Source organism: Chthoniobacter sp. (assembly GCF_040003245.1).
GTDB lineage: Bacteria > Verrucomicrobiota > Verrucomicrobiia > Chthoniobacterales > Chthoniobacteraceae > Chthoniobacter.
Genome location: NZ_JBDUCX010000403.1, coordinates 1 through 3,012, shown reverse-complemented (window position 1 = coordinate 3,012; position 3,012 = coordinate 1). Strand labels below are relative to the sequence as shown.

Here is a 3,012-nt window from a genome sequence, read left to right as displayed (position 1 = left end):
GCCGCGCACAATGTGCTCTCGTCGCTGTTCCAGGACTACGACTGGGCGGATGAAGTGCTACACGCGCGCGTGGGGCGCGACTGGTACGTGTCGCAATTTGAAAATCCGAAGGAAGCGGTCGAATGGGGCGATCGCGCGTGGTCGAAGGTGCTGATCGGCTGGAAGCAATGGAAGGACGAAGGGCTGACGCAGCATCGCAACTGGTGGCCGGATTTGTATCTCGACTGGTGCCGCGCCGAAGGGATCGAGCCGGACAAGAGTGTGCTCGCGTTCAGCGAATCCTACGAAACGAAGCGGGCGGATTTGAAAATGCTGAGCGCTTCGGCGTAAGGAGACACTAGATGGGAGGTGGCGGTGGGAAGCCTGGGGGTGGACCGAAGCGACCCGGACCTCCTGGTCTCGGACCACCTGGCCCGCCGGGACCACCCGGACCTCCAGGCCCGCCACCGGGTGGGCCATGGCGGAAGCTGTTGTCCGGTGTCCCGCGATATTTACGCGCGACGAAGGGGAACTCGGCCGTGGTGACGTAGTAGTAGATCCCGCCGGGGAATTCCGCCGTCACGCCGTGCCGTCCATTGGCTTCATCGAGATCGCCGGAGCCGGCGATGTACTCGTAGTCCGGCGTGTATTTTCCATCGTAGGTACCACCGGGGCCGCTCTCCCCGCCGGGGCGGCTGCCGCTCTTGAGCCGATAGGACGACCTCATTTTCGTGAGCGGACTCCGGGCGTTGCCGGCGTCTTGATAAGCGAGCGGTCCGTAGATGGGAAAGCCATCCGCGGCCCAGCCCACGAGCACCATGCTGCTTTCGGCGTGGAGCTGTTTGATGAGGCCGATCGGGATGCTGTGATAGTGATAGGCGCCGGTGGGTTGCACGTGGGCGTTGCTCCAATCCATCCCGAGTTGCCCGCGACCCTTGTAGATGGCTTCTTCATTCCAGATCGACCGGAAGTCGCGACGCCAGAACTCCGCGGTGGCCGGGTCGAAGCTCACGCCATTGATCGCGACGCCAAAGATCATGTGGCCGGCCTCGGTGAACATGGACGCCTCCGTCGGATGCAAAGGAACTTCGTAATGAATGCTCTGCGCACGAATCGAATTGGGGTTGCCGGGATTCGGGAAAGGTCCTGTCTCGTGATTCGGGATGGCGTTCGACTCAATGATGCGCATCGCGCCTTCCTCGCGGATGGTCACACGACTGTCCGGCAGACCGTAGGCAATCGGCTCGAAGAAGCCGGGCGGATTGTCACCGGGATCGTCGGAGTGCGCCCACGCGACGACAGCGGTGGCCGCGAGCGCGGCGACGCGCACCGAGAATCGAAATACAAATGGGGGAAGCGGGGGCATAATTTTCATGACGCGAAGTTCACTGAATGAACGCCGCGCCTGTGCACCAGTAACGCCGAAAATTGTTAAGCAATGGTAAAAGTCCGCGCGTCTCTACGTGACGCCCTTCAGCCTCTCTTTGGCCGGGTGTTAGTTAATCGTTCTTTGCCGTCGCCTCGTCCTCGTATTTCCGGCTGTAACGCACGAAGGCGAAGAACGCCGTCGCCACAGCGATCCATAGGCCGGGGAAACCGTCGAGAAAACCGCGACGCAGCACATACGCGCGGAAGAAGCGCCACCAAGGACGAAACAAGGTGGCGGCGAGCGACCAGTGTGCGCCTTCGCTCTTCTGTTTTTCGAGGAAGGCGTCCGCGAACGAGTTGATCTTGCTGACGTAGTGCCCCATGTCGCGGAACGAGTAGTGGTGCAGGTCCCCGTGCAGCGTGGTGACGGGACCCTCAATTTCCACTTTGTCATGTGCGGCGTTGCCGCCGCAGCGGCCCTTGTCGCGGCGGAAGAGGCGCAGCTTGCGGTCGGGATACCAGTCGCCGTGCATGATCCAGCGACCCATGAACCAGACCTTGCGCGCCATCTTCGCGCCGACGTAACGGTCGGCATCGCCGCTTTCGAAAAAGGTGATGATCGCCGTCTTCAGCTCCGGCGAAAGCTCTTCGTCGCAATCGAGCATGAGCACCCATGGCATCGTGCAAAGCGTGACGGCGACATTCTTCTGGTCACGCTGTCCGAGGTAATCCTGATGCTGCACCCGCGCGCCGAATTCCCGCGCCACGTCGCACGTCTTGTCCGTCGAGCCCGAGTCCACAACCACGATTTCACGCGCCAGGTCCGCCGCGCTTTGCAGGCAGCGGCGCAGGTTGCTTTCCTCGTTCAGGGAAATAACAGCGATGGAAAGATTCAGCGGCAGACCGGCCATGGACTGCCGAGCGTGGCTCGCGCAAGGCAGCCAGCCAAGCCCGTTCTCATGCGGCGGATGCCTACTGCCTTTGCACCGAAACCCGCGCCATAAAGCCGACGCGCTGCACGAATTCCTGCCACGACAGCTCCTGCCGGCTGGGATTCGACGGCCAGGGGTCGCGCAGAATGACCTTCTCGAAGATCGGCTGGTTGTTCGGCGCCACGTGGTAATAAACCGCGGTCAAGACGAGGGCATGCCCACCACCATCGGCATTGCGCAAACCGACGATGAGCGGCCACTTGTAGGCGAGGTCGCGAACGATGTCGGAGCCTTGGAGAACATACGGCGACGCTTGGATGGCAGAGTAGCGCCCTCGCACATCCGGTGCCCACCCGCTCAAGGCCGCAAGTATCTGTTGGGGCTGCCCGGGAGCATCGACCTGACCACCGAAGATACGCTGCACGACGTCTTCCTGGCGGACGCGCAGCCCGTGGTAATTCAACACCATCTGCACACACGCCGCCCAGCACCAGTTGGCCTGCCGCTGGCGGCCACCCATCTCCGGCGCGGCGGAAAACTCAAACTCCACCGAGCGCACACCGGCGACAAAATAGCCGGGTGAGATTTGATCCATGTCCGCCCGGCAGACGCCGGCGACGAAGCCGAATATCATGAGGGTGCACAGCAAGGATTTCATCGCGGGCCGGATGATGCCGGGTTTCGTCCGTCCACTCAAGCCGCCTTCCGCATCGTAAACTCAAAAACGATGAGT

Annotated in this window: 3 protein-coding genes and 1 pseudogene; 1 reads left to right on the top strand and 3 read right to left on the bottom strand. The window is 62.0% G+C overall.

Annotation, left to right across the window (positions count from 1 at the left end; translation table 11 throughout):
• Positions 1–330: pseudogene (locus tag ABJF10_RS30270) on the top strand (hypothetical protein); the annotation flags it as partial.
• Between the two features lie 7 nt (positions 331–337).
• On the opposite strand, the gene ABJF10_RS30265 reads toward ABJF10_RS30270, so the two are convergent.
• From ABJF10_RS30265 to ABJF10_RS30255, 3 genes are all read right to left on the bottom strand, one after another.
• Positions 338–1,354 carry a YHYH protein gene (locus ABJF10_RS30265; RefSeq protein WP_348548323.1) on the bottom strand — a complete coding sequence of 339 codons (1,017 nt, stop codon included), beginning with the start codon at positions 1,352–1,354 and terminating at the stop codon, positions 338–340.
• 124 nt (positions 1,355–1,478) lie between these two features.
• The gene (locus tag ABJF10_RS30260; RefSeq protein WP_348548322.1) at positions 1,479–2,258 is read right to left on the bottom strand and encodes a glycosyltransferase family 2 protein; all 780 of its coding nucleotides are present in this window, start codon (positions 2,256–2,258) and stop codon (positions 1,479–1,481) included.
• Between the two features lie 61 nt (positions 2,259–2,319).
• Positions 2,320–2,937, bottom strand: a complete 618-nt coding sequence (locus ABJF10_RS30255) for a papain-like cysteine protease family protein (protein ID WP_348548321.1) — start codon at positions 2,935–2,937, stop codon at positions 2,320–2,322.
• Positions 2,938–3,012 lie beyond the last annotated feature (75 nt).

What these genes read in the sequence shown, in the direction of transcription:
- ABJF10_RS30260 (WP_348548322.1), bottom strand. Translation starts at nt 2,258, where the DNA reads ATGGCCGGTCTGCCGCTGAATCTTTCCATCGCTGTTATTTCCCTGAAC.
- ABJF10_RS30265 (WP_348548323.1), bottom strand. Translation starts at nt 1,354, where the DNA reads ATGAAAATTATGCCCCCGCTTCCCCCATTTGTATTTCGATTCTCGGTG.
- ABJF10_RS30255 (WP_348548321.1), bottom strand. Translation starts at nt 2,937, where the DNA reads ATGAAATCCTTGCTGTGCACCCTCATGATATTCGGCTTCGTCGCCGGC.